The organism is Halalkalibacter akibai JCM 9157 (genome assembly GCF_000513135.1).
Lineage (GTDB): Bacteria > Bacillota > Bacilli > Bacillales > Bacillaceae_D > Halalkalibacter > Halalkalibacter akibai.
The window spans coordinates 1-21,157 of record NZ_BAUV01000018.1; the positions used below are offsets into that span (position 1 = coordinate 1).

The 21,157-nt window shown below is 37.0% G+C and carries 19 protein-coding genes; 10 read left to right on the forward strand and 9 right to left on the reverse strand.

The genetic code is table 11. From position 1 onward, the window contains the following. Positions 1 to 62 precede the first annotated feature (62 nt). The 4 genes from JCM9157_RS11305 to JCM9157_RS11320 all read left to right on the forward strand — a co-directional run bounded on the left by JCM9157_RS11305 (position 63) and on the right by JCM9157_RS11320 (position 6,746). Positions 63 to 2,105 carry a methylmalonyl-CoA mutase family protein gene (locus JCM9157_RS11305; RefSeq protein WP_035664823.1) on the forward strand — a complete coding sequence of 681 codons (2,043 nt, stop codon included), beginning with the start codon at positions 63 to 65 and terminating at the stop codon, positions 2,103 to 2,105. Positions 2,106 to 2,124: 19 nt separating this feature from the next. Continuing rightward, on the forward strand, positions 2,125 to 4,245 hold the full coding sequence (gene scpA / locus JCM9157_RS11310; protein ID WP_052013101.1) for a methylmalonyl-CoA mutase: 2,121 nt from the start codon (positions 2,125 to 2,127) through the stop codon (positions 4,243 to 4,245). A gap of 338 nt (positions 4,246 to 4,583) precedes the next feature. Then, positions 4,584 to 5,582, forward strand: coding sequence for a methylmalonyl Co-A mutase-associated GTPase MeaB (gene meaB, locus JCM9157_RS11315; protein WP_035664829.1), 999 nt, complete (start codon positions 4,584 to 4,586; stop codon positions 5,580 to 5,582). Between the two features lie 90 nt (positions 5,583 to 5,672). Beyond that, positions 5,673 to 6,746 (forward strand): EAL domain-containing protein, encoded by a 1,074-nt coding sequence (locus tag JCM9157_RS11320; protein ID WP_052013097.1) that lies wholly within the window; start codon positions 5,673 to 5,675, stop codon positions 6,744 to 6,746. A gap of 271 nt (positions 6,747 to 7,017) precedes the next feature. Here JCM9157_RS11320 and JCM9157_RS11325 read toward each other — a convergent pair whose 3' ends face one another. The 3 genes from JCM9157_RS11325 to JCM9157_RS11335 all read right to left on the reverse strand — a co-directional run bounded on the left by JCM9157_RS11325 (position 7,018) and on the right by JCM9157_RS11335 (position 10,456). After that, entirely contained in the window at positions 7,018 to 8,769 is a 1,752-nt protein-coding gene (locus JCM9157_RS11325) for a B12-binding domain-containing radical SAM protein (protein WP_035664831.1), read from the reverse strand. 152 nt (positions 8,770 to 8,921) lie between these two features. Then, positions 8,922 to 9,653 carry a hypothetical protein gene (locus tag JCM9157_RS11330; protein ID WP_035664833.1) on the reverse strand — a complete coding sequence of 244 codons (732 nt, stop codon included), beginning with the start codon at positions 9,651 to 9,653 and terminating at the stop codon, positions 8,922 to 8,924. 149 nt (positions 9,654 to 9,802) lie between these two features. Next, positions 9,803 to 10,456: a GerMN domain-containing protein gene (locus JCM9157_RS11335; protein ID WP_035664834.1), complete on the reverse strand. Its 654-nt coding sequence runs from the start codon at positions 10,454 to 10,456 to the stop codon at positions 9,803 to 9,805. A gap of 232 nt (positions 10,457 to 10,688) precedes the next feature. On the opposite strand from JCM9157_RS11335, the gene JCM9157_RS11340 reads away from it, so the two are divergent. Beyond that, a complete protein-coding gene (locus JCM9157_RS11340; RefSeq protein WP_035664836.1) occupies positions 10,689 to 11,774 on the forward strand; it encodes an AI-2E family transporter in 1,086 nt (361 codons plus the stop codon). Positions 11,775 to 12,073: 299 nt separating this feature from the next. Beyond that, positions 12,074 to 12,448, forward strand: coding sequence for a rhodanese-like domain-containing protein (locus JCM9157_RS11345; protein ID WP_035664837.1), 375 nt, complete (start codon positions 12,074 to 12,076; stop codon positions 12,446 to 12,448). A 30-nt stretch (positions 12,449 to 12,478) separates the two neighbouring features. Here JCM9157_RS11345 and JCM9157_RS23980 read toward each other — a convergent pair whose 3' ends face one another. Continuing rightward, on the reverse strand, positions 12,479 to 12,610 hold the full coding sequence (locus JCM9157_RS23980; RefSeq protein ID WP_081734144.1) for a DUF3941 domain-containing protein: 132 nt from the start codon (positions 12,608 to 12,610) through the stop codon (positions 12,479 to 12,481). Between the two features lie 120 nt (positions 12,611 to 12,730). Between JCM9157_RS23980 and JCM9157_RS11350 the strand changes: the two genes are divergently transcribed. From JCM9157_RS11350 to JCM9157_RS11365, 4 genes are all read left to right on the forward strand, one after another. Beyond that, positions 12,731 to 13,000 carry a YbyB family protein gene (locus tag JCM9157_RS11350; RefSeq protein WP_035664839.1) on the forward strand — a complete coding sequence of 90 codons (270 nt, stop codon included), beginning with the start codon at positions 12,731 to 12,733 and terminating at the stop codon, positions 12,998 to 13,000. Positions 13,001 to 13,104: 104 nt separating this feature from the next. Continuing rightward, positions 13,105 to 13,881, forward strand: coding sequence for an esterase (gene yjfP / locus JCM9157_RS11355; protein ID WP_035664841.1), 777 nt, complete (start codon positions 13,105 to 13,107; stop codon positions 13,879 to 13,881). Beyond that, on the forward strand, positions 13,881 to 14,714 hold the full coding sequence (locus JCM9157_RS11360) for a YitT family protein (RefSeq protein WP_035664842.1): 834 nt from the start codon (positions 13,881 to 13,883) through the stop codon (positions 14,712 to 14,714). Before yjfP ends, JCM9157_RS11360 begins: the two co-directional genes overlap by 1 nt. A gap of 12 nt (positions 14,715 to 14,726) precedes the next feature. Continuing rightward, entirely contained in the window at positions 14,727 to 15,191 is a 465-nt protein-coding gene (locus tag JCM9157_RS11365; RefSeq protein ID WP_035664843.1) for a BsuPI-related putative proteinase inhibitor, read from the forward strand. A 48-nt stretch (positions 15,192 to 15,239) separates the two neighbouring features. On the opposite strand, the gene JCM9157_RS11370 is transcribed toward JCM9157_RS11365, so the two are convergent. From JCM9157_RS11370 to JCM9157_RS11390, 5 genes are all read right to left on the reverse strand, one after another. Next, on the reverse strand, positions 15,240 to 15,422 hold the full coding sequence (locus tag JCM9157_RS11370; RefSeq protein WP_035664844.1) for a hypothetical protein: 183 nt from the start codon (positions 15,420 to 15,422) through the stop codon (positions 15,240 to 15,242). Between the two features lie 17 nt (positions 15,423 to 15,439). Next, positions 15,440 to 18,433 (reverse strand): DEAD/DEAH box helicase, encoded by a 2,994-nt coding sequence (locus JCM9157_RS11375; RefSeq protein ID WP_035664846.1) that lies wholly within the window; start codon positions 18,431 to 18,433, stop codon positions 15,440 to 15,442. After that, the gene (locus tag JCM9157_RS11380) at positions 18,423 to 19,679 is read right to left on the reverse strand and encodes a hypothetical protein (protein WP_035664849.1); all 1,257 of its coding nucleotides are present in this window, start codon (positions 19,677 to 19,679) and stop codon (positions 18,423 to 18,425) included. The genes JCM9157_RS11375 and JCM9157_RS11380 overlap by 11 nt, the downstream gene beginning before the upstream one ends. Before the next feature lie 399 nt (positions 19,680 to 20,078). After that, on the reverse strand, positions 20,079 to 20,384 hold the full coding sequence (locus JCM9157_RS11385; protein ID WP_035664851.1) for an AzlD domain-containing protein: 306 nt from the start codon (positions 20,382 to 20,384) through the stop codon (positions 20,079 to 20,081). Continuing rightward, positions 20,381 to 21,088: an AzlC family ABC transporter permease gene (locus JCM9157_RS11390; protein ID WP_035664853.1), complete on the reverse strand. Its 708-nt coding sequence runs from the start codon at positions 21,086 to 21,088 to the stop codon at positions 20,381 to 20,383. The genes JCM9157_RS11385 and JCM9157_RS11390 overlap by 4 nt, the downstream gene beginning before the upstream one ends. Between the last annotated feature and the right edge of the window lie 69 nt (positions 21,089 to 21,157).

The following is a 21,157-nucleotide window of genomic DNA, read 5'->3' on the forward strand; positions in this document are numbered from 1 at the left end:
GAAGCATAAAATTATGTCAGGAAGGGAGTGAGCGGTAAAAGCCGATAGGCAACCGCAGACTCATGGGAAAACAAAATAAAGGAACTGAATTTAGTGAGTTTCCAATTCCAACATATGAACAATGGCGTCAAACAACTGAAAAAGCTTTAAAAGGCCGGTCATTTGAAACGTTATTAACAAAATTAATAGATGATATAGTTATTGAACCAATGTATCAACAAAAAGACTTAGAACCCTGTTCAACTCCTTTAAATGAACCAGGTGTTTTTCCTTTTTTAAGAGGTAATGAGAGAAAGCCAAAACCATGGTTAGTTAGTCAAGAATTAACAGCAGAGACTCCAAAGCTATTTAATCAAGTCGCCAAGCACGATCTAGCAAGGGGACAAAACGTCCTTCATGTTAAATTATCTAAAGAGATGCTAATAGGTGAAAAACCTAATTTTTCAGAAGATGAAAAGGGGATCTCATTTATTGAAGCAAGTGATATCATTGATGCTTTTGCAGGAATTGATTTACACGAGATTCCTTTACACATTGATGCCGGTGTTGTAAATCTTCCACTTTTAGCTGCATTACAAGCAGCATCAGACCAACTAGAAGGTACAGTAGGGGCTGACCCACTCCATCTACTAGCAACTGATGGTAAGCTGTCTTACTCTCTACACAGCAGCTTTGAATATATGAAGACAGCTGTTGAGTGGGCAAAAGATAAAAATCTTCGCACAGTGTTAGTGCAAACACACACATACCATAATGGTGGAGCAAGCTCAGCTCAGGAACTAGCGATTGCCCTTTCGACGGGTGTATTGTATGTAACAGAATTAATGGAAAGAGGAATCAGTGCAGATGATGCAGGAAAAGCATTGACCTTTTCTGTTTCGATCGGACAGGATTTCTTTAGTGAAATAGCTAAGATTCGTGCCTTACGTGTACTTTGGGCAGCTATTATGAAGGAATTTGGAGCCAAGGAAGAAAGCCAAAAGATGAGGATACATGCTAGAACTTCAGCATTTACTAAGTCAAAACAAGATCCATATGTTAATTTACTTAGAAGTACAGGTGAGGCGTTCGCTGCTGCAGTTGCGGGAGTCGATAGTTTACATGTGACGCCACTAGATGATGCCATCCAAAGTCCAACTACTTTTTCAAGAAGAATTGCAAGGAATACCTCTCTTATTTTACAAGAAGAAGCTTATCTAGCACTGACGGTTGATCCAGCTGGAGGCTCCTGGTATGTAGAACACTTAACCGAGCAATTTGCTCAAAAAGCATGGGATCTTTTTAAAGAGATTGAATGCTTAGGTGGCATATATGAAGCTTTAAAAGAAGGGAAAATTCAGACGTGGATCAACTTAACTTGGTCAAAAAGACAATCTCTGATTGAGAATCGTAAACAAACATTAGTAGGAGTAAATAAATTTGTTAATGCAAAAGAAAACCTTCCACCAATAAGTGGTCGTAATAAAAAAGAGCAAACAGAATATGCAGGGAAATTACAAAAAAATGCTGATGCAACAGAGTTTTTACTAAAGAAGCCCGTAACAGTTGAGGGGTTAAAAGAGTTAACTCTTCAAAATATCCCACTCCACCTATTACATGAACAATTAAAAGATGGCTCATTTGAAGATGGGGTGTCAGCAATTGAACAGAGACGTGTGGCAGAACCATTTGAACGTTTAAGGGATAAAGCAAAACAGCTAAAAGAACAGAGTGGTGTATCCCCTTCAGTTTTTTTACTGGGGTTAGGAAAGCTTGCTGAACATAAAGGACGTATGGATTTCAGTAGTGAATTTTTCCAAAGTGGTGGCTTTGAAATTCAGACAGCCGCGTTTGGAGACAACATTACAGCAGCAAGTGAAGCACATAACTCCCATGTTATTGTCATTTGTGGAAGTGATCAGAGCTATGAAGAAAATGCGCTAACAACAATTAAAATGCTCTTAGAGAACACAAATAAAAAAGTTCTTCTAGCAGGTCGTCCCAATAGAGATCTAGAAGAAAAGTTGATAGAAGCTGGTTTATCTGGATTTATTCATGTGAAGTCTAACGTCTATCAAGTGTTAGACGAACTATTAGATGAGATGGGAGGGTCATTCAATGAGTAAAATGCCCAATTTCAAAACAATGCCTTTTCCTTCTTTTCAAAAGATTGAACAAAATCCTGAAACAGCGATCTCAGCTTTGACGTTAGAGCAAATACCAGTGAAATCAGTGTATTCAAAAGAAGATATTAAGGGAATGGATCACTTAAACTATGTTGCTGGAATCGCACCTTTCTTTCGAGGACCATATCCAGCTATGTATAAAGCTAGGCCATGGACAGTCCGCCAATATGCTGGTTTTTCTACTGCAGAAGAAAGTAATGCCTTTTACCGGAGAAACCTAGCTGCAGGTCAAAAAGGTCTTTCTATCGCATTTGACTTAGCCACACACCGTGGATATGATTCAGATCATCCCCGTGTTGTAGGGGATGTTGGTAAAGCAGGAGTAGCGGTTGATTCTATTCTTGATATGAATATATTATTTGATGGAATTCCCCTTGATCAAATGTCGGTTTCAATGACTATGAACGGTGCCGTCTTACCGATTATGGCGTTCTACATCGTAGCGGCCGAAGAACAGGGCGTTTCTCCAGAGAAACTAACAGGAACGATTCAAAATGATATTTTAAAAGAATACATGGTTCGTAACACATATATATATCCTCCTAAACCATCAATGAAAGTAATTGCGGATATTTTTGAGTATACGTCCCGGTATATGCCGAAATTTAATAGTATAAGTATTTCGGGTTATCACATGCAAGAAGCCGGTGCTACTGCTGATATAGAATTAGCTTATACGTTAGCGGATGGACTTGAGTATGTTAGAACAGGGATTGCAGCAGGCTTAGATATTGACCAATTTGCTCCAAGGTTATCATTTTTCTGGGCAATTGGAATGAACTATTTCATGGAAGTAGCAAAAATGAGAGCGGGTCGCCTGATTTGGGCTAAATTAATGAAGCCATTTGATCCAAAAAATGAGAAGTCATTGGCACTCAGAACACATTCTCAAACATCTGGATGGAGTTTAACAGAACAAGATCCATACAATAATGTAATACGTACTTGTATCGAAGCAATGGCAGCTGCTCTTGGTCATACCCAATCGTTGCACACCAATGCCTTGGACGAGGCGATTGCTTTACCAACTGACTTTTCTGCTAGAATCGCTAGAAATACACAACTATATTTGCAAGAAGAAACAGGGATTACAAATGTGCTCGATCCGTGGGGAGGCTCTTTTTACCTTGAATCATTAACGGCTCAATTGGTTGAAAAAGCATGGGCCCATCTTCAGGAAATTGAAGATCTAGGTGGTATGGCTAAGGCAATCGAGACGGGATTACCGAAAATGAGAATTGAAGAAGCCGCTGCAAGAAGACAAGCGCAGATTGACTCTAAGAAAGAAACCATTATAGGAGTAAATAAATACCGGTTAGATCAAGAGGAAGAACTAGAAATTCTAGATATTGATAATACAGCGGTTCGAGAAGCACAATTAAAAAGATTGAAGATTTTAAAGGAAAATAGAGATGGACAAAAAGTGCAAGAAACATTACGAGCGATTACAAAAGCAGCTGAAACAGGAGAAGGTAATCTACTTGAGTTAGCAGTAAATGCTGCAAGAGCTAGAGCAAGCCTCGGAGAAATCTCAATGGCATACGAGAAAGTAGTCGGCCGTCACAAAGCGATTATTCGCTCGATAAGTGGTGTGTATCGGTCAGAATTTGGAGAGAAAGAAGAAATGAAGGTTATTAGACAACTAACAGATGATTTTGCAGAGAATGAAGGTCGTCGTCCTCGAATTATGATAGCAAAAATGGGTCAGGATGGTCACGACCGGGGTGCAAAAGTTATCTCTACGGCTTTTGCCGATATGGGGTTTGATGTGGATATTGGTCCTTTGTTTCAAACGCCTGAAGAAGCTGCTCTGCAAGCGGTTGAAAATGACGTTCATATTTTAGGAATGAGTTCACTTGCCGCAGGTCATAAAACACTTTTGCCTCAAGTTGTAGAAGAACTCAGAAAGTTAGGAAGAGAAGATATTCTTGTGATTATTGGAGGAGTTATTCCAGCTAAGGATTACGAATTTCTAAAAAAGAATGGTGCAGCAGCTATATTCGGACCCGGAACCGTGATTCCAATTGCGGCACAACAAATAATGGTCGAGTTAAATAAACGACTAGGATATGAAGAGTAAAACATCAATAGCAAAAAGAGGAGGTGCAAGTCTACTTCCTTTTTTTGTTTCTTGAATAAGTGATGAAAAGAGTTGCTTATATAGTGAGGCGGTTTTCGTAAAGGTTGTACTATTCTATTTATTCTTAATAAGAATTTCAGCGGAATGGAGCGGAAGCCACTTGACTCCTGCGGGAATAGAGGAAAAGGCAAGACACCACAGTCGGTACGGCGTTGGGGCTTGGCAACACCCCTTGGAAAGCAAGTGGCTGATGTGTAATGGAGCAGAGCCGTTAAGGCAAAATAATAATAAAACAGAAAAGCTACCGAAAGGAAAACTAAAAAGAAAGGAGTTGTAGAATGTCAAGTAAAAGACGAGAAGAGCTGACTTTACAACAATACGTTGACGGAATTCGAACAAACAACCGGGCCATATTAGCTAGAGCCATTACGTTAGTTGAAAGTAACGCCAAACGACATTTTTCATTGGCACAAGATGTATTAACCTCTATTATGCCTTACACAGGAAAGTCTATGAGAATTGGGATTACTGGAGTGCCAGGAGCAGGCAAGAGTACGTTTATAGAGGCGCTTGGTATGATGTTGGCCGAGAAAGGACACCGTGTAGCTGTACTAGCTATTGATCCTTCGAGTACTTTATCGCAAGGCAGTATTCTCGGAGACAAGACACGAATGGAGCAATTGTCCCGGCATGTTAATGCTTTTGTGCGGCCATCACCTGCAGGTGGAACTTTGGGTGGTGTGGCAAGAAAAACGAGAGAAACTCTATTGTTATGTGAAGCGGCTGGTTACGATATTATTATTGTTGAAACAGTAGGAGTAGGCCAAAGTGAAATTACAGTCAGGTCTATGGTTGATTGTTTTTTACTTTTAATGCTTACTGGTGCAGGAGATGAACTGCAAGGGATGAAAAAGGGTATTATGGAATTGGTCGATATCATGTTCATTAATAAAGCTGACGGTGAAAATCTAGTAGCAGCTGAAAAAGCAAAAATAGAATTTCAACGTATTCTTCATATGCTCCCTGGAACAACTGAAGGGTGGATTACGGAGGTAAGAACAGTTTCTGCACTTACCGGAAATGGAATTGAGGAATGCTGGGAATCACTAATTAAATTTCAGGAGCATATGAAAGCAACAAACCAGTTTGAAGAAAGAAGAAAACAACAAGCTGCAAATTGGTTTCATTCTTTATTAGAAGAACAGATTTTAAAGGACTTTTATAACCACACGCTAATATTAAAAGATCTTCAGAGCGTGAAACAAAAAGTGATATCGGGTGAGACGAGTGCGACTAAAGCAGCATTATCTTTATTGGAAAAATTTAGAGATAGTTAAATGTAGGACAAACAGATTCCAATTCAATGAATTTTCAAGTAAAATAGTACTAGATTATGAGAAGGACATCATTGACTTGGAGGCGGAAACATGAGCGATTGCCAAAGGTGCAGTCAATTCCCTGATTTAGAATCAAATGGTTCTTTATTATTTTATAGTAAGAATTCGGGATTACAAGCTAATTTGAAAAAGGACGAAATTGCAAGGTTATCTGATGGAATAAGTGAAGAAGATCGTATCGTTTCTATTAATTATTCTTCCTACAATCAGATTGATCAAATATTAAATCGTGTTAACCAATTGTTTACTATAGATCAGAAAAAAGCTCTGCTAGGAAGTTATTCGAGTAGTGATAATCAAGAGCAATTTATCAATATGGCTCCTTTTCAGCAATTTTACGAGCGGCTACAAAACCGTGATTATTTAACGATTATTAATCAAAGGTTATTTACACAACATCTACAACCAATTGTAAAGTTGCAGAAAAATAACGCAGAGATTTTTGGGTATGAATTCTTAGTTAGACAATCAACACCTTCATACCCGTTTTTTCCAAGTGAGTTGTTTTCCTACTCTCAAAAAGCTGGACTACAAGCCAATTTAGATAGTCAAGCAAGAATTAGTTCAATCGAGCTGAGTTCTAAACTGCTGAAAAATGGGACTAAACGGTTTATCAATTTCTTACCTTCTTCTATATATGATCCTGCTCATTGTTTAAAGAGTACGTTTCGTGCTGTTGAACAATTTGGAGTGGACCCAGCAGATTTAGTATTTGAAGTGGTTGAAACCGAAAAAATAGATGATATTAACCATCTTAAATCGATTTTCAAAACGTATCAGGAAAACGGGATAAAATTAGCTTTAGATGATTTAGGGGCTGGCTTTTCTACTTTAGATGTTTTAAAAGAATTAAAACCAAATTTTGCAAAAATAGATCGTAACTTAATTGATTATTGTGACCAATATAATGTTAAACAAGAAAAGATTAAGCAAATCGTTCAGTTAGCAGAGGACTATAATATTACATTGCTAGCAGAAGGAATTGAAAGAAAAGAAGAAGCCGAGTTCTGTATGGATCTAGGAATTCCACTTGCACAAGGATATTACTTTGGGAAACCCCAGGCCAAACCATTACAACAGGATTTGAAATTAATGAAGATGTAAACAGACAGTAGATTGACAGACTAAAAAAGGGATATTCTAAAAAGGTTAATACGAACCTTTTGGAGTATCCTTTTTTAACGAAACTTAACTTATGTATTAATATTGCTGAAACTTAGTGAAATGGAGCGGAAGGCACTTGACTCCTATGGGAAAAAAGGATGCCACTTAAAAAGGGTTGTTTTTCCTTTTTAAGTGGGCATTCTTAAGCAATAAGCGTAATATTTGCAAACTTTTAAGATGCTTGCTTTGAGTGAGTTTCTCAACGCCTTTTCTAAGAGACAGTCAGTTTCATTTTTTCTAGAGGTGCAGTAAAAACTTTTGCTTCGTTTGTTTTCGGATTAAAATAAGCAACCATTAAACTTGGTGTTTGTTTAATCTTTTCGTCTAATATGTGAAAAGGAAGCATCTCAATCATCGTATGCTTGTGTAGTTCCTTTTCTGTTAAAGCTAACGAAGCGAAATTCTCCGACATAACGGAAGGATGATCGGCTAATAGTGTAAGGAATTTTGCTTGCTCTTGTTTAGATAGGGAAAAATCCCACCACGTTTTACGAGGCTTATGTTTATGGTTTTCAAAGAAATCAATCATCATAAATCCACGTATAACATCTACATTTTTAGTTCCTCGCTGTTGAAGGAATTGATTTAGCCTTGAGAATAGATCTTCCAATTGGTGGCCAATGCGAGACCAGCCCTGTTCGTCCCAATAGTCGCCAAACTCTTGAAAGAAATCAAAGGCCGACGCAAATTCGTTTTTAACCAAGAATTCAATCGTACGGTCCATCCGGTGATCATTCCAATATTTTTCAAGAACATCCTCGACTCGTTTCATGCGAATAATTTCATCGAAACTTAGGACATTATTTTGCAGTATTTCATATGGAGAATGATCCATATACACATAATCATGTTGTTCAGCTCGAATGCGCAAGCCAGTTCCTCGCAACATTTTTAAGAAGCCTAATTGTAGTTCTTCGGGTCGCATTTCAAATACGTCGTTAAATGTCTTCCGGAAAGATTGATAGTCTTCTTCAGGTAATCCGGCAATTAAATCAAGGTGTTGGTCAATTTTTCCACCTTCTTTAACCATGGTCACCGTTCTTTTTAACTTTTCAAAGTTTTGTCTACGCATAACAAGTTCATTAGTTGTGTCATTTGTAGATTGTACACCAATCTCAAAACGAAAAACACCAGGAGGGGCATGTTCATTTAGATAAGTTAATACTTCTGGTCTCATGATATCGGCCGTAATTTCAAACTGAAAAACACAATCTTGGTGATTTTCGATTAAGAAGCGAAAAATTTCAAGAGCATAATCTCTTTTAATGTTAAACGTGCGGTCGACAAACTTAATCAACTTTGCTCCACTTTCAATTAAGAAAAGTAAATCAGCTTTAACTCGTTCAATATCAACATAACGAACACCGACCTCAATGGAAGACAAGCAAAATTGACAACTATATGGACAGCCTCGGCTTGTTTCAAAATAAGTAACACGTTTTGAGAGTCCATCTAAATCTTCAGTAAATCTATAAGGAGTTGGGACTTCATCAAGTTTCAATTTTGGTCTAGGCGCAGTGACAATGATTTCTTCATCTTTGCGATAAGCCAGTCCAAACACCATATGATATTTTTGTGTTGTATTGATTTCCTCTAATAATTGTTTGAACGTTTCTTCACCCTCACCTACAACAATAAAGTCAACGTTCGTTAGCGTTTTTAACCAATCCGTTACATCATAAGATACTTCTGGACCCCCTACAATTATTTTTGTATCTGGGAGAACCTTTTTTAACAGATTTATAACTTTAATGGTTTCTTCGATATTCCATATATAACAACTAAAGCCAATCACATCTGGTTTACGTTTATATAAATCAGAGACAATGTTCATAGTTGGATCTTTTATCGTATACTCAACCATTTCAATTGGAAATTCAGGTTCTGCATAAGCCTTTAAACAGCGTAAGGCCAAACATGTATGGATATATTTTGCATTCAACGTCGTGACGACGGTTTTCATGGGTACCCCTCAATTCTTGAGCTAGTTTCAACCTGTATCTTAACATAATTTTAGTCTATTTTTAAAATGTGCGAATAAATGAAAAAGTAGGGGAGTGAATTTTTCTAATAAAAAATGTGCACCGAGAAAGGTCCCACTGCACATTGCTTACATTAATTTTGTTTTATTGGTATCGTTAGCGGAAATTCCCAAATCTGTTCTTGTAACTTAAGTCTTTTAAAAACAAGTGTAAAACGATCAGGTACTTTATTTGTAAACTCATACGAAGCAGTTAAAAAGTTTTGATTTGGATCATAGCTTGTCCTAGAAAAGGCTGGATAAATCTCTTCATTGTCTTGAAGAAGCGATACGGTAAGTCCGTGTAAATCATGGATATCAAATATTTGTAGTTGAATCTCATTTCCTTGAACAGAGACTGTTTCTAAGAAAAGATCATTCATTATCTGATTACTCATTTCTTTTTCTAAATCTTGAAAGATAACTTTTCTTTTATAATATGTTGGTTTTGCGTAAACCGTAATATCTAAACTGTCTAACGAATGACCTGGAAAAGGAGAGTAAAACTGTTTAATGGTAACCGAGTTTTCATCGTTTGCTATCGTTTCAGAGAAAAGAGCTTGATAAACTTCTGAATTATCATCCGTTATCGTTGAATTCAAAGCGAATAAAAAATCATCTTCAGCCTTATAAGTGTCAAGTAAAGAGGAAGCTGTAACATAAATATAAAAGCCTTTGTTGCCTTCCCATTCAGCTTCTTCCAAACGATCAAAGGAGACTTGAATGCGATTATTTTCCGCGGCCATTACAAGGTCATTAGATGGAGAATGATCTTGACAGCCACTTAGAAATAACAACAATGCAAGTAAAGGCATAATTACTTTCAAACCAGGTCACCCCATAAAAATCGTTTTTATCAGTTTATCATGATCCTCTGTAAGAGTCATACTAAAAAAAGCAGGAAATTTCTCGGAAAGAAAAGGGTTGTCCAATAGGTCTTTATATGACCTTTTTTAGACAACCCCTTTAGAAGTTATTAGTAAGTATCGTAATCCTCTAAGTTCTCAGCAATAATAGGCTTACTTGTGTCAATGTGACCAAATAGTTCTGGGTGAATTTCACCAGAAATTAATACTTGAGTTTGATCATAACCAAATTGTTTCAATGTCATCGCAATTTGTTGAAGAAGCATGTATTCAGTTCCCGAACCTACTTGAGTATCTAACAAAGTTTCTGAGAAAGAAACGTGTGCAACTCCATCAATGATCTCTACAGATTCAACCTCTACATTAGGTGCTACAAGAGAGGTTAACCCTTCTTCTGTAGGACCAGCAATCCATGCTTCAAGAGCTGATTGATAAAGGTGATCTGTTACTTCGATCACTCTAGTCACTTTATACATGTCCATCACATTGTCATCGGAATAAATTAGTTCAATCGTCATTGTGGTTGGTTCGACTTCAACAACCGGTTCAGTTTCTTCCGATGTTACTTCTTCGACTTTTGTATCTGGTTCTTCCACTGCTTCGTCTATTTCTTGTTCAGTTTCAATCTCATCTGCATCATTGATTTCTTCCATTTCAATTTGATCAGCAGCTCCAGGAACTTCATTACTGCTAGCACCTTGCCCGCAGGCAGTTAGAAAAAGGATGAATAGTCCAGATAAGAGAAGCATCCATTGTCTTTTCATTGTGCTTTCCCCCTTTTATTAATGTTCTTTAAAGTTTCATCTATCTGTAAAATACTTTCTTCTTAAATGATACATGATTCATGATTCATGTCATATTACAATGAATAATTTTAAAAGAAAAAATAGATGTTTCAATCGTTTTTAAAAGTTCAGACAAGAACAAAGAAGAAGAAAATGGTACAATATAAAATATGGAAAAGAAAAAAGAGTAGAATTAGGAAGGGATTTTGCCATGCCACAAACAAAGGCTTTCCGAATTGGGTACGGAATTGTATTAGTGTTTATAATTATTTATCTAGGTTCTTTAATTGACTGGGTGTTTCGACCTGTGGTTGTGTTAGTTCAAACTTTATTTGCACCTGTTATTTTAGGTGGAGTTCTTTATTACTTATTAAGACCATTTGTAAATATCTTGTCCTTGAAATTACCACGAACTCTGGCTATTCTTATTCTTTATTTAGGTGTAGTAGGGGTTGTAACAGCTTTTGTATTATTAATTGGACCGGAACTTCAGATTCAATTTTACAGTTTCACTCGAAATATGCCTGTTTTTATAAATGAAATTAGAGATATGTTTATTAGCCTTCAAGAGAATGAATATGTTTCTAGGTTCCAGGAAAGTGAGAATTTTTCTTTAGAAGAAATAACCCTTGATCTCGCTAATTATTTGAATAATATTATCTCAAATATTGGGCATAATATTGCAGGATTTCTAGGTTTTATTGCTAACGCGTTACTAATCATAGTTATTATTCCGTTTGTCTTATTTTACATGTTAAAAGAAGGGGAAAAAGCTCCAAACCAACTTCTTAAGTTGTTGCCTGAAAAAAGACAAAATGAAGGTAGAGAAGTGTTAGGTGCGATGGATTATGCCCTTAGTTCTTATATACAAGGACAAATCTTAGTGAGTATTTGTGTCGGAATCCTAGCTTACATTGCATTTCTTATTATCGGGCTCGACTACCCGCTGGTGTTAGCTTTAGTTGCCATGTTTACAAACGTAATTCCGTTTGTCGGACCTTGGATTGGGACGATTCCAGCTGTTATTGTAGGTCTACTGCACTCGCCATTAATGGCGTTACTTGTCATCTTGGTAGTTGTTATCGTTCAGCAAATAGAAAGTAACTTAATTTCTCCTCAAATCATGGGAAGAAAGTTGTCCATACACCCACTAACGATTATTTTTCTTCTTTTAGTGGCAGGGCGCTTTGCAGGACTGTTAGGACTTTTAATTGCAGTTCCAACCTACGCTGTCGGAAAAGTGTTAGTTTTACATATTTACCGACTATGGTTGCTTAGAAATACTACAATTGAATAAATGTATAAAATGCTAATCAAACAGGTTCACAAAACACAAATGTTAATTTCTACAGGTTATTTTCGTAAAGATGGTTACTGTGTAGTGGTTTTTCCTCTTAGTGAAATGGAGCGGAAGTCACTCGACTCCTGCGGGATCAAGAGGTATAGGCGAGACCCCCAGGCAAAGCCGAGGAGGGCTCGGCACCTTCCCGCGAAAAGCGAGTGACTGGAGCCCAATGGAACGGACATTCGGAGAACGACGACAACTAAGTATAAGTAAGAACCCAAAAATATAAAGAAAAACCAAGAGGTGTAAAGATGAGTTTCGAACATGATGGTATCAAACAGGTAGAAAAAGAAGAGTTAAAGGAATTATTGAAAAATCAAGATCAGGCACCTATTATTATTGATGTGCGAGAACTTGATGAATATGAAGAAGGTCATATTCCGGGCTTGCCTTTAATTCCAATGAGTAACTTCCCAAACATTGTCGATCAATTGGATAAAGAACAGTCCTATTTGTTTGTATGTCGCAGTGGTGGTCGAAGTCAAAATGTTGCTATGTTTTTGCAAAACCAAGGTTTTAAAGATGTCAGTAATTATTATGGTGGTATGCTGGCTTGGGATGGCGAGGTGAAATCAGGAGCAGAGTGGATTGTTAAAGATGTAAAAGAGATAAAAGGCATGAGCTAAAGCTCATGCCTTTTCGCTTTTTCAGAGGTCTTAAAGGTGATCCGTTTTCTTAGAATAACTATGTTTACCATGCTCAGCATTGACATGAGCTTGTTCATTCTTTTGACGATTAAGTGCGTTATGATCTTTTTTCTTTTTATTGTCGTCACCGGTTCTAGACATGATGTCACCTTCTTTCAGTCGTTTTCAAGTTTAGATTGTCCTTTTTTTTAAAAATGTATGATGTTTTATAAGTAAGAAGAGGGGTATATAATAACTATCAACGAAAAAGGTGGAGATAAAATGATTAAGAAATCGATTATAGCGTCAGTTGCTGCAATTACAGCCACAACAGTTATGTTAGGAAAACGAAATCTTAGATCTAAAGTATCTCGATCTATGCGACAAATGTACACAAAGATCACTAGAAATGATTCAAAGAAGAAAGTAGAACAAGATAAAAAAATCGGACTTTCCCATCCTTACGATTTTGAAGATAATAAAATGATCGGTGAAGGCGCACTAACGAGTGTGCAGTATTATAATCAAAAGCAACAAAAAAGTCACCAGTAATTGGTGACTTTTTTGTTTTTTATTGTTAAGTGGGGTAAAATGAATTGTCGAATAGAGAATGATATAATTAGAAAAATTGTCTAAAAAAGGGTGGTAATGAACAGATGATCACAATAACAAATGAAACGTTTGGAAACATTCCAACGTTACATGTAGTGAAAGAGGAAGCAAGAAAAGAAAAAAACCTCCCAACAATCTTTTTTTTACACGGGTTTACAAGTGCTAAAGAACATAATTTACATGTTGCTTATTTACTTGCAGAAAAAGGGTTTCGAGTTCTTTTACCAGATGCTCTTCATCATGGAGAAAGAGAAAATCAACTAGATAAACAAGAGAGAGATTTAGCTTTTTGGGAAATTGTTTTAACATCAATAAGAGAACTAGAAGTATTGAAAATAACACTAGAGGAAAAAGGGTTGGTTACTAAAGAGAATATTGGCGTTATGGGAACTTCAATGGGGGCAATCACGTTGTACGGAGCATTAACTCAATATAATTGGATTCAATCAGCTGTCTCCTTTATGGGAACTGCTTATTATGAGATATTTGCAAGTGGTCTCTTATCAAATGTTGAGCAACAAGGATTGACTATTGAACAACAGGTAAAAGAAAAGATGTTTGAGCAAATTAAACCGTTTGATTTATCGGGTCAATTAAATAAGTTAGAGGGTCGTCCTTTATTCATATGGCATGGAACAGAAGATAAAGTTGTGCCATACTCGCTATCGCAGAAATTATATTCAGAATTAGCTGCAGAATATGATGAAACACCGTGGAAATTGCACTTTATGACAGAGGAAACGGGTCATAAAGTGTCTAGAAGAGCTGTATTAAAGTCTATAGAATGGCTAAACCAACATTTATGTAAGGTTAGTTCGTAATGAAGCAAAGAACGGTTCAGGAATTACAGAAAATAATTGCTGTTGTAGTCGGGGCACTTTTTATTGCTGCAGGATTAAACTTCTTTTTAATTCCAGCTAATGTATTTGCTAGTGGGTTTACGGGCGTAGCTCAAATTATCGCTGTTGTTATACCTCTTTCAACAGGTGTGCTATTGTTTCTACTTAACATTCCAGTTGCCATTCTTGGTTGGTTGAAGATAGGTAAAAGTTTTACGGTTTATAGTTTTATTAATGTAGTAATTACTACTTTCTTTTTAGAAGTATTACCTGTCTGGCAATTCTCACCAGATATTTTATTGAATGCTGTATTTGGCGGGGTAATTCTAGCGATAGGAGCGGGTATTCCATTAAAATGGGGTTCATCTTCTGGTGGTTTGGATATCATTGCACTGATTCTCTCAAGAATAAGTGATCGACCGGTAGGAATTTACTTTTTAGGATTAAATAGTGTGATTGTAATAACTTCTGGACTGTTGTTTGATCCTGAGAAGGCATTGTATACTTTAGTTACGTTATACGTATCTTCTAGAGTTATTGATGCGATTTATACTCGTCATGTGAAGCTTACTGCAATGATCGTCACTAAAAATGCAGATCTTCTAAGAGAAGCAATTCATCAGCGTGTCACGAGAGGCATAACAAGAATACCTGCAAAGGGTGGTTATACTTCTGAAAACCAAGAGGTGCTCATGATTGTTATTACTCGGTATGAGTTGTATGAACTAAAACAGGTTATTAATGAAGTTGATCCAAATGCTTTTACCAATATAGTTGAGACAGCCGGAATCTTTGGTTTCTTCCGAAAAGAGTAAAGGGGTGACAGTATGAGAAAGTTTCTAATTGTAATCATGGTTCTTTTTCTGACAGCGTGTGGGACAGGAGTCCATGCACCGGTTGAGACGAATGAAGGAGACGATACAATGTCTAATGAAAAATGGCTATTTGATGTTGAAACAGAGCAAAATGATAACGAATTACTTGTTAGAATGTTAGTAACGAATAATCAAGAGCAAGAAGCATCATTAGATTTTTCTTCAGGACAGAAATATGAAATTCTTTTGAAAAATGAAGCTGGAGAAGTAGAATACCGTTATTCTGAAGGTATGATGTTTACAATGGCACTTATCCACGAACCATTTGAAGCGGGGGAAACTAAGGTTTATGAAGAGAGAATAGCCCTAGATTCAATATCTGCTGGTTCGTATGTTTTAGAGGCGGAGCTTGTTTTGGCTGGCGCCGATTTAAACGATGAATTGTTCAAAAAGCAAGTATCTGTAGAGATTAACTAACAACAAAAAGAGGGTATCCCACAGGAAAACTGATGGATACCCTCTTTGTTATTTAACTTGCTTCCATTTTCGAATCGCTTCTTGTTGGATGGCTCGTTTTAAAACATGGTACTGATCTTTTTCTGTATCAGCATCATTCACTTCAGGTTTGGGTGTAGAGCTTAGCATCTCTTCTTGCTGTTTGCCATACCAAAAATCGGCAAACGGATTTTCTAACTTTTTGGTGGTCATTTATGGTGACTCCTTAGTTACAATGTAAGTTGTATTAATTCAAAAATCTCTTCATTCGTTAACTCTGTTATACGTTGTTCACCTGCTGCTAATATATTGTCTGCAAGAGCTTGCTTCTTCACCAACATTCTGTCAATACGTTCCTCTAAAGTTCCTGTTGTTACTAACTTATGAACCGTTACATCTTTTGTTTGGCCAATTCGATAAGCTCGATCTGTCGCTTGATTCTCAACTGCAGGGTTCCACCAACGATCATAATGAACAACATTGGTTGCTGATGTTAAGTTAAGTCCAACCCCACCAGCTTTTAATGATAGAACAAAAAATTGAATATCAGATTGTTCCTGAAAAGCTTTAATTGCTTCTTGTCGTTTTATTCTCGTTAAACTCCCATGTAAAAAAGGAACTGTTTGTTGAAAATGTCTTTCTAGAGCTTGAGTCATAAGAAAGCCCATTTCTTTATACTGAGAAAAAATGAGAACTTTTTCTTTTTTAGAAAACAACTCGGTCGCAAGATTTAAAAAGGCATCCCATTTGCCAGATGTATGGTCATTTAGCGTTCGATCTTTTAGAAAATGAGCAGGATGATTACAAATCTGCTTTAATTTTGTTAGGCTCTTTAAGATAAGAGCTCGTCTCTCTAATGCAGAAACTTGTGCTAACTGCGTTACTATATCATCAACAACAGCTTGGTAGAGACCTGCCTGTTCGAGAGATAAATGAACATGATGGATTATTTCTTCCTTTTTTGGAAGGCCAAGCTTTAGTGATTGGTCCGATTTCTTTCGTCTTAAAATCAGAGGGTGAATAAGAGTTTGCAATTTCCTTAATTGTTCCTCATCCTGATCACGCTCAATCGGTTTCATGAAACTCTTTTGAAAATCCTGGTATGAACCAAGATACGAAGGGTTTAACACATCCAATAACGACCAAAGCTCTCTTAATCTATTTTCGATAGGTGTACCAGTTAACGCTACTCGGTGGGTTGCTTTAATCCCTTTAATAACACGACGCTGCTTCGTTTCAATATTTTTAATATGCTGTGCCTCATCTAAAATTAACCCGTTCCACGTCTTTTCTTGAAAAAAAGAACTGTCCCTTACACTTAATTGATAGGTAGTAATCACGATATCCCACTGACCAGAGTTCAGCTCTTCTTCGCTTAGACGAGCCGTCCCATGATGAACAAAAACACGAATTGATGGAGCAAATTGCTCGCATTCGGCAACCCAATTGTACAAAAGTGAGGTAGGACAAATCAGCAAAAATGGCTGATGCTTCTCTGTCTTTTCCTTTTGTGAATGGATCACGTATAACATATAGGCAATGGTTTGGATTGATTTCCCAAGTCCCATGTCGTCGGCTAAACAACCACCAAAACCTGTTCGACGAAGGTGAGCTAACCAAGATACACCCTCAAGCTGATAAGGGCGAAGGGTTCCGGTTAATTCATCAGGAACTGAAATAAGTGTTGGAGTAGAATTATAAAGCTCTTTTAAGGATTCCGTAAGTTCTTTCCCCCAAGAAACGTCCCACTCAATGTCTAAATCACCTAAATCATCATCCAGATCTTCGTTCATCTGATCTAAACGAAAAGCCTCTAAGTACGAAGTGTGGTCTTGTGCTCCTTCTAAATATTGAAGCAATTTATCTGCGAGTGTAGGGTCCCAGGAAGTCCATTGGCCATTAGCATATAAAAATGGACGCTGACCTTCTACAAATTCTTGAAATTCTTTTTTACTAATCTTTTGGTCACCAAGAGCTATATCATAGGTGAAAGAAGCAACACTTTGCCAATCAAGTAACGGTTCACTTTTCGACCCACTTCGGTCTGGCTGGTCCATCACTAGTTTAACGCGAGGTTTTTTCTTTTCGGTCATCCACTTTGGAACAATTAAATGAAATCCTATTTGTTTTAATAATTCGTCTGCGGATGTAAATAAATAATAAGCTTCTTCTGCTGTCAAAGAGAGAGTGGAAGCTGAAAGCCGTAATGGTTTCAGCAGTTCTATTTTAGTTTGAGCTTTTTTTAGGTCGATCTTTAATTGAGCAATTGGATTTTCACGCCATGGGTGTTCGCCTTTTTCTAATTGCTCCATCTCAATCATAAGAGAAGGTCTTTTACGATCAACCATACATAGAGAAACCTCCCAAGCTCCATCTTTTGATGCGGGTTCTCTTAATGCTAATCCAGACATGAATGGCTTTGTTTGAACTACACCAACTTGCTGTTGAAAGCGGGGCGTTGAAATTTCAGAAGCATATTTTCCTTTTTCATTTAATTTCTCAATGACGGGCAACCATTCCGAACGCACGGAATGTTTCCAATCCGTAAAAGAGTTATACACAACTGGTTCCTGCATTAATGAACGGATCAACCCATCTGTTAGTTTTAAAGTAATTTCCTGAAGTTGTTCAATGGTAACCACGCTACTAGTTTGCTGTTGAATGTAGCTTGTATTAGCCCTGATAGACCTACCAGAAAGAGGGATCGCTTCTAACCAATGATCATATGGAAATTGCTCAAGTTGCCATTCTCCAGAACCGTTAGGGGAAAACGCACCGTCTACAATATGTTGTTGAATGTGTTCAATAAAAGAAATCCACTTTTGAAAATCGGGGGCTAAAGTAATGTCGGATTCTTGTTGCCACGATTTAAATAATGGTAGGTATTGAACTAAGGTGTCAATTTGAAAACATAAGCCTTCGATAGGAAAGGAGTATTGCTCCATATTAGCTTGAGCTTGATATACAGTGATTTCTCCGGCTAGTGACTTATAGATTCTTGATTGAATTGGAACATCAAGGATTGCTTTATCACTATCAATAAACGTTCCGTAAAAAGAGATTTGGTCTTTTTTAAATAACGTTAATTTCAATTCGAATGGTGGATATAAGAATGGATATTGAAAGTTGACTATTTGGTCAAATCGTGATGTTGGAGGCCTTTCTGCCCAAATAAAGAAGGCCTCATCAAGCCAACCTGCATGAACGATGATATTAGAGGTCAATTCGTTTCAACTCCTCAACAAACGCGCGGTACGTTCGATACATTTTCTTTAATTTCGAAAGATAAATAGCAAATATGGCTTGATCTTTCTCATTTTGATATAACGATTTAAGTTCCTTTATATAAGAAGCAGCTTGCTCATAGTGAATACGAGATTTTTTCTCGACTAGCCTAACAATAAATTGATGGTAGATTGGGCGCGCAAGATCTGGTCTATGTTTCTTTAACGCTGTTAATAATTCTTGTTTCTCATCACGAAGCCTTGTAGGGTCACGTTCGTATTTAAGAAAATAGGAAGCGGCTAATTCAAATTTTCCATAAGCAAGTAAGATTTTCTCATATGTTTTTGCTGCTTCTGTTTGATGAAGTCTTAATTCGAGTTCTGGCAAAAGTCGCTCGATAAGTTCGTTTTGTTGGCTAGAAGTTAAATGTTTAGAATAAGTAAGGAAACGTTGATAGTTTGGAGATAGAAGCCAACGGTTCCATATCAAGTTTTGTTCTTTAGTACTTATAGGGATTACTGTATTCATTTCATCGACGAACTTCTGTAAAGAACCATACTGACCAGCTTTTTTCTTAGGGAATAAAACGGCTAACCATTGTTTCATAGTGCGCCAACGTTCCCGATGTTGTAACAATTCAAAATGTAGCAACACATCTTTTTCAAGAGTTGTAACAGGGTTCTTTTGCAAAACTGAAAGGGCAGTCAGCTCTTTTCCTGATAATAAGGCAACATAACTATAAGCAAGAGCAAGGGAGTGTGAGCACTTTTCCGTATCAACATTTGTTGTAAGAGTCTGATACACATAATCAATTTGTGCTGTTGGCAAAACAGGAAACAAAGAAAATAGTAAGTTAGACCAAGGGGCTTGTTCATCTTCAGCATCATTTGTCATAAGTTTAAGCAACTTTTTTAAGAAGAGTCGATACGTATTGCTTTCGAGTGTAGCCACATTACGTTTAATTTCTTCTGTCATTGATCGATAAAAATACTCAAACCTTCTCTCAAATTCAAGATAATTAGTTAAGCGTATAGAGCGTTTATACACACCGTTCAAATAGATAAGATAATATTGCCAAGGATCATTTTTTATATGATCAATCGTTTGAATCGCTTCTTTTGAGATTTGTTCTAAGTGCCTATTCGTTGCATACCTTGAAGCCGTTATCGTGTTGAACGTTGATAGAATTGGTTGTTGAATTTCAATGTAGACTTCTTTGTCTGATTTATAAAGAGAATGTTTCAATGATCTCACCTCAATTCCGAAAAATTCCATTCTTCCATTGTACCGTGTTTGGCAAAAGAAAGAAAGTAAACGAGAATTTAGTACATTGAATTTGATCGAGTTTATAAGCGTCAAAAAGGGATATCCAAAAGGTCTGTACAAAAACCTACGGGATATCCCTTAATTTAAGATCTGTTTATAAAAGGCTCATATTGAAAGGATTGTTGTTATTGATTAAAGATATAGTGGAATGGAGCGGAAGGCACTTGACTCCTGCGGGAAAAGAGGAAAGGGCAAGACACCACAGACGAACGTCGTGGGGGCTTGGCTTACTCCCCGCGGAAAGCAAGTGCCTGAAGCGCAATGAAACGGACCTGTTAAGGGAGGTAACTATAAACAGCAAAGTATACAAAAACCGCCTTAAAAAAACACCGATAAAACCATCAAAGTGATAATACTGCTCATAACAACAAGGATTAAGTTTGCTCCTAGTAAAGCAACAACAATTGCTGTTATCCCTCCAATAATGCCAAACCAAATGTTTTCATGAACAGTTAATATTCCAGGAAAGATTAAAGCCCCTAAAGCAGCGTAAGGAACATTACGTAAGATAGCTTTAAACCAATCTGGAACTTTTTCAATATCCATAAAAACGAGTGGGAGCATTCTAGGTATGTAGGTAACAAGAGCCATGCCAAAAATTATTAATAGCATTGTTGTATTCAATTTGTTTTCCCACCTTTTTGTGTAATGATTTCAATAGCTCCAGATGCAATGAGTGTGGCAGCTATAATGGACCAACCACTTGGCAAAAAGATAGAAAACAATCCATTTAATGCTGCTGCCGTAACGGCTAAAGCAATGACTTTTTTATGTTTTTTTAGTGAAGGCATAAGCAGGGCAATAAACATCGCATATAAAGCAATCGCCATACTTTCTTGGAGATTAGCTGGAAGTATTGAACCTACAAAATATCCGATACCGGAGTTAATGACCCAGCTCATATAAGCAATAACGGCCACTCCGATCACGAACCCTGTTTTCATTTGTCCTTCTTGTGTAGTTGTTACAGCAAATACTTCATCCGTAATTCCAAATGAGTAAAGAGCTCTTACTAGTGGGTGATCATCATCAACACGTTCGCGTACAGAGGCACTCATTAATAAATGCCTGATGTTTACAATGAAAGTAGTAAAAATAATTTCAAAAGCACCTGTTCCAATTGCAATTAAATTTAGAGCCATGTATTGAGCCGCCCCAGCATAAACGAATAAGCTCATAGCCATAGTTTCGACGAATGTTAAACCTGTACTTTTTGCAAGTAAGCCAAACGTAAGAGCAGCAGGTAAATAACCAATTGCAATGCTGGTGCCTGCTAGAACACCTCTTGAAAAAGAGGATTTCTGATTTGTGATTGCTGTTGTTGACATCTTTGATTTCCTTTCTTTTAAACTAACAATATATGTAAGGATTGAATATATAGATTTTATGTGAAAGTT